Source organism: Maricaulis parjimensis (genome assembly GCF_016817355.1).
GTDB classification, from domain to species: Bacteria; Pseudomonadota; Alphaproteobacteria; order Caulobacterales; family Maricaulaceae; genus Maricaulis; species Maricaulis parjimensis.
The window spans coordinates 138,013-143,388 of record NZ_JADOTT010000008.1 but is presented as its reverse complement, the minus strand read 5'-3'; the positions used below and the strand labels follow the sequence as shown (position 1 = coordinate 143,388).

The following is a 5,376-nucleotide window of genomic DNA, read 5'->3' as shown; positions in this document are numbered from 1 at the left end:
GGTGCTGCGAGTGTGGTGATGGGGGTCTTCCTGTTTTATGCCGACCGGCATTCCGGCCTGGTCCTGCCCTATGTCCTCAATTCACCGATCCTGGCCCTTTTCGCGATGTTCCCGAGGCGCTGGCCGATCTGTGGCGCGCCAGGGGATGATGCTTACGCGGTGCGGCGCTCGCGGCCCGTGTCATTGGCCGGCCGGGTCGGCATGCCATTGACCAGGTTGGAACGCACGTCGGTGCGCGCGGAGCGCATGGCCGGCATGAAGCCAGCTTCGACGAGATCAACACTCACATCATAGCCGCGCTCGGCCCAATAGGCTTCAATTCGCGCTTTAAGACGGCGAGCACCTTCGGGCGTGCACAGATCATTGCTCATGAACAAAACCTCCTACGCGGCCGGGGCTATTCCGGCCGGGATTAACGTCCAATCGGGTGATTGAAGGAATCGACCCGAGGGCCGCATTTCCAGCTTGGACAGGGCTGATATATGGGCCAGCTGCATATGACGAGGGCGTGACGGTGTGGCAAGTTGTCGCACCCGGGTCGAGCCGCATCTGCAGTTCAACTTCCACATGTAGTTGACCGGTCCATGGACCCTGCTTATACGAGCGCCTTCCGACATGGATCGGGCGATTAGCTCAGCGGGAGAGCACCTCGTTCACACCGAGGGGGTCACTGGTTCAATCCCAGTATCGCCCACCATTTCCACCTTTCACGCAATATTCTCCCGGTTTCGCGCCGGGGCCGATTTCCGCCCCTCTCGACGCGCGGGGACAAGTATGGCAGCCGCCGCCCTGATCCGGCCGGTTTTCCGCCCGGATTGCGCATTCTTTATACGGCGTGGAAAACGTGGATTTCTTGGCCCGCGACAGGACACCACACCCGAAAAGCGTCGAATCCCTGCAGGCTCTTCTTGCGAAGTATTCTCAACAATGGCAGTTGATGCCGGGTTGAACGCTTGATCGGGGTGAATTCATGAAGTCTGCTTACCTCCTGGCCGCCGCAGGCGCTGTCGCCAGCCTCCTCGCCGCCTGCTCGCCCTCTGGCGATAATGGTGCGCAAACGGGTGCCAGCGACGAGCCGCGCGTCGTCAATCTCTACTCGGCCCGCCACTATCGCAGTGATGCCGCCGTCTATGCCGCCTTCACTGAAGCCACCGGTATCGAGATCAATCTGGTGGAGGCCAGCGGCGACCAGCTGATCGAGCGCATCCGCGCCGACGGTGCCCGCAGCCCGGCCGATGTCATCATCACGGTCGACGCCGCCCGCCTGCACCGCGCCGAGGAAGCCGGCCTCTTCGCCCAGACCGATTTCTCCGAATTCACATCCGGTGTCGCCGATTACCTGGTCGACCCGAACGGCTATTGGGTCGGCTTTGCCGGGCGCTCCCGCGTGATCGCCTATTCCAACCAGCGTGTTCAGCCGGGCGAGATCACGACCTATGAAGACCTCGCCGATCCGCGCTGGGAAGGCCGTGTCTGCGTCCGTGAAAGCGGCAATGCCTATAACCAGTCCCTGCTCGCCTCCATCATCGCCCGCTCCGGCGAAGAGGCTGCGGAAGCCTGGGCCGCTGGCATCGTTGCCAATATGGCGCGCCCGCCGCAGGGCGGTGACATCACGCAGATCATCGGCGTGGCCGCCGGCGATTGCGATGTCGCCATCACCAATCACTATTATTATGCGCTGATGACCCAGTCCGGCGATGTCGCCAACCGGGCCGCTGCCGAGGCGGTCACCCTGCTCTTCCCGAACCAGGAGACCTCCGGCGCGCACATGAATGTCTCCGGGGCCGGTATCGCCGTGAATGCGCCGCATCCGGAAGAGGCGCGCGAGCTGATCGCCTTCCTGTTTTCGGACGAAGCCCAGCGCATGTTCGCGGAGATGACCAATGAGATCCCGGTCATGCCCGATGTGGAATGGGAAAACCCGACCCTGGACGCCATGATGCCCTTCGTGGCGGATGAGCGGAATCTCTCCGAACTGGGCGACAATAACGCCACCGCCCAGCGCATTTTCGACCGCGTCGGCTGGCAATAGTGACCGCGGGCACGCACAAGGGATTCTGGCCGGATCGCGCAACACTGTTGGCGATCCTGGCTGCCCTTGTGTGCGCCGCTCCGGTCTTTGCCGTCGCCTGGATCGCCCTGACCGGGCAGAGCGACGACTATCTCCTCCACCTCGCCCGTACCCGCCTGCCCGTCTATCTGGCCTATTCGGTCTATGTCGGCCTGGTCGCCGCGGGCGGGGCGGCGCTGATCGGAACCGGTCTGGGCTGGCTGATCGCCCGGGCCGACTTCCCGGGCCGCAAACTCTTCTCCTGGGTGCTCATCCTGCCGCTGGCGGTGCCAGCCTATGTCGCCGCCTATGCCTGGCTGGACCTCTCCCAGGCCGGCGGGCCGCTGCAGGCCTGGACAGGCGGGCTCTTCCCCACCGTCCGCGGCGGCTGGGGCGCGGGCCTGATGTTCGCCCTGGTCCTCTATCCCTACATCTTCCTCCTGGCGCGCGACGCCTTCACCGGACAATCGGCGGACGCCTATAACGCCGCCCGCACGCTGGGCGCGGGACCGGTGACTGCCTTCTGGCGCACTTCCCTGCCCATGGCGCGCCCGGCCCTGGCCGCCGGTGTCGCCCTGGTGATGATGGAAAGCCTCGCTGATTACGGCACCGTTTCCTATCTCGGCGCGCCCACGCTCTCGATCGGTCTGATCCGCGCCTGGAGCGGAGCCGGTTCCCTGGTCGATGCCGCGCGTCTCTCTTTGATCCTCGTGGCCATCGCCCTGGTCGTCTTCAGCCTGGAACGCATGCAGCGCCGCCGCGCCCGCACCACAGCCGCGTCAGGCAAGCACAAGCCGGCGCCGCGTCTGGTCCTGACCGGCTGGCAGTCCGGCCTCGCCGTCCTCGCCTGTCTGACGCCGCTTATGCTGGGTCTGGTCATCCCGCTGGCACGCCTGGCCTGGCTGGCCCTGAACGAGCTGGCCGCCCCGGGTCTCATCGCTGCCGCCTTCCACAGCCTTACCCTGGCCAGTATCAGCGCCCTGTGCGCCGCCCTGCTGGGCATGGCGACAGCCTATGCCCTGCGCGGCGGTGGTTTCATGGCGACAGCCTCGGCCCGCGCGGCCGGGCTGGGCTATGCGGTACCGGGTGCTGTGGCGGCTGTCGGCGTGATCGCCATCCTGTCGGGCACGCAAGGCCTGATCGATCCGGCCTGGGAAGCCCTCACCGGCAGCGTCTTCCCCATCCTGCTGACCGGCGGCGCCGCTGCCCTCATCTTTGCCTATCTCTCGCGCTTTGCTGCTGCCGCCATCGGCCCGTCCGAAGCTGCGCTGGGCCGGGTCACGCCCGCCCTGGACGGGGCCGCCCGCACGCTGGGTGCCAGCGCGCGCGAAACGCTGTGGCGGGTCCACTGGCCGCTGATCGCAGCGGGCGTGTGCTCGGCCGGTCTCCTGGTCTTCGTGGAAGTGCTCAAGGAATTGCCGGCCACCATGATCCTGCGGCCCTTCAATTACGACACGCTGGCCATCATCGCCCACAACTACGCCGCCGATGAGCGTCTGGGCGAAGCCGCACTGCCCTCTCTCCTCATCCCGATGGTCGCCCTCATTCCCATGATCTTCGTGGCGCGCTATCTCTCAAGGACGCGAACGCCTTCGGGGACGGGATGAGCCAAACGCAGACAGTGTTGAGCGTACGCGGTGCCCAGCGCCGCTATGTGAAGAAGGGTCAGGCCGCCCTGGCCTCGGCCGATCTCGACCTGCATGCCGGCCGGATCACCGCCCTGCTGGGCCCGTCCGGCAGCGGCAAGTCGACTCTGTTGCGCGCCATCGCCGGTCTGGAACGCCTCGATGGCGGCGAGATCGCGCTGGGCGATACGGTCTGGAGCAATGCCGGCACCCATATCCCGCCGGAAACGCGGCGCGTCGGCATGGTGTTCCAGGATTATGCGCTCTTTCCGCATCTGGACGCGCTGTCCAATGTCGCCTTCGGCCTGAAGGGCAAGGACGCAAAAGCCATCGCCCAGGCACAGCTGGAAGCGGCGGAACTGGGCCACAAGGCCAAAGCCTATCCGCACGAACTCTCCGGCGGCGAGCAACAACGCGTTGCCCTGGCCCGGGCCCTGGCACCCTCGCCGGCGGTGATCCTGCTGGACGAACCCTTCTCAGGCCTCGACCGCCGCCTGCGCCATGAGCTGCGCGACCGTACGGTACAGACACTCAAGGCGGCGGGTGCCACGGCGATGATCGTCACCCATGACGCCGAGGAGGCCATGGCGGTCGCCGACGAGCTGGCCCTGATGGATGCCGGCCGTGTCATCCAGACCGGTGCGCCGGAAGATGTCTGGATGCGCCCGGTCAGCGCCACGGCCGCCCGCCTGCTGGGTGATGTCGAGATTTTCGAAGCGGACGTCACGAACGGCCGCGCGGACACGCCCTTCGGCGCGGTGGATGCCGCCGGTTTCGAGGACGGCAGGCCGGTGCATGTACTCATCCGCCCGCAAGCCTTCACGCTCAGCCTGGACGAAGCGGGCGGTTTCGCCATCAAGCGCCGCCGCTCCGCCGGCACGCATCTGGTTCTGGAGTTCGCGCCTGCCGAAGGCGACACGCCACACTGGCACGCGCATACCGCCTTCCCCTCACCGCTGCATGAGGGTGACCGGGTCAGCGTGGAGCTGGATCCGGCTTATGTGACGGTGGTGAAACGCTAGAAATTCAAGAGCCGGATTTCGGGGGAAACCATGGCTTTCATCTCTGCGATCAAACACAATCTCTCCAAGCTGACCGAGTTCACGGGACGCGATCGCCCCGGTATCTTCTGGCCCTATGCGGGGTCAGTGCTGGGTCTGCTGCTCATTGTCATCGTGATCAGTATTTCCACGGGAATGGGCGGGGTGATTGAACAGATCGAGGCCTTCGCGGCTGAAAACCCCGATGCTGTCCACATTGAGCGTTCGCCGGGACACTACTCCGCGACGCTAGCCCCCGGTGCAGGCTTCACGCCCGACCTTTCCGGAATTTTCCTGCCGATGGGAGGGGCCGGCCTTTTCGCCATCACCCTGCTGGCCGCCGCGACTACCCGGCGCCTGCACGATCGCGGTCTGAGCGGTTTCATCGCCCTGGTCCCGGTCACTTTGCTGATGACCGGTTTGGCGATCTTCTCGACCCTGTTCAGCCAGTTCACGGCGGGTGAACCGGACCTGCTGCTGTTCTTCGCCGGTTTTGCGAACAATATCATCTACCTGCTGTCCATCGTCCTGCTGCTAGTCCAACTTGCCGGATCCAGCACCACCAAACCGACGCGCCACGGCCCCATCCCTGACTGACGCGCAAACAAAAAACCGCACCGCTTCGTCTGGACGAACTGGTGACGGCGACCTGTCAGGTCGC

At 65.4% G+C, this 5,376-nt stretch carries 5 protein-coding genes and 1 tRNA gene; 5 read left to right on the top strand and 1 reads right to left on the bottom strand.

The annotated features are described in order from the left end of the window. Window positions 1–152: 152 nt before the first annotated feature. Window positions 153–371, bottom strand: a complete 219-nt coding sequence (locus I0K07_RS13560; RefSeq protein ID WP_203294309.1) for a phosphoglycolate phosphatase — start codon at window positions 369–371, stop codon at window positions 153–155. Window positions 372–622: 251 nt separating this feature from the next. Here I0K07_RS13560 and I0K07_RS13555 point away from each other — a divergent pair. The 5 genes from I0K07_RS13555 (at window position 623) to I0K07_RS13535 (ending at window position 5,312) form a co-directional block, all read left to right on the top strand. Then, window positions 623–697: transfer RNA gene (locus tag I0K07_RS13555), tRNA-Val, on the top strand. A gap of 273 nt (window positions 698–970) precedes the next feature. Next, a complete protein-coding gene (locus tag I0K07_RS13550; RefSeq protein ID WP_203294307.1) occupies window positions 971–2,032 on the top strand; it encodes an extracellular solute-binding protein in 1,062 nt (353 codons plus the stop codon). A 47-nt stretch (window positions 2,033–2,079) separates the two neighbouring features. Continuing rightward, window positions 2,080–3,657: an ABC transporter permease gene (locus I0K07_RS13545; RefSeq protein WP_238934869.1), complete on the top strand. Its 1,578-nt coding sequence runs from the start codon at window positions 2,080–2,082 to the stop codon at window positions 3,655–3,657. Further along, window positions 3,654–4,697, top strand: coding sequence for an ABC transporter ATP-binding protein (locus tag I0K07_RS13540; RefSeq protein WP_203294303.1), 1,044 nt, complete (start codon window positions 3,654–3,656; stop codon window positions 4,695–4,697). Before I0K07_RS13545 ends, I0K07_RS13540 begins: the two co-directional genes overlap by 4 nt. A 30-nt stretch (window positions 4,698–4,727) precedes the next feature. Next, window positions 4,728–5,312, top strand: coding sequence for a DUF805 domain-containing protein (locus I0K07_RS13535; RefSeq protein ID WP_203294301.1), 585 nt, complete (start codon window positions 4,728–4,730; stop codon window positions 5,310–5,312). Window positions 5,313–5,376: the final 64 nt, after the last annotated feature.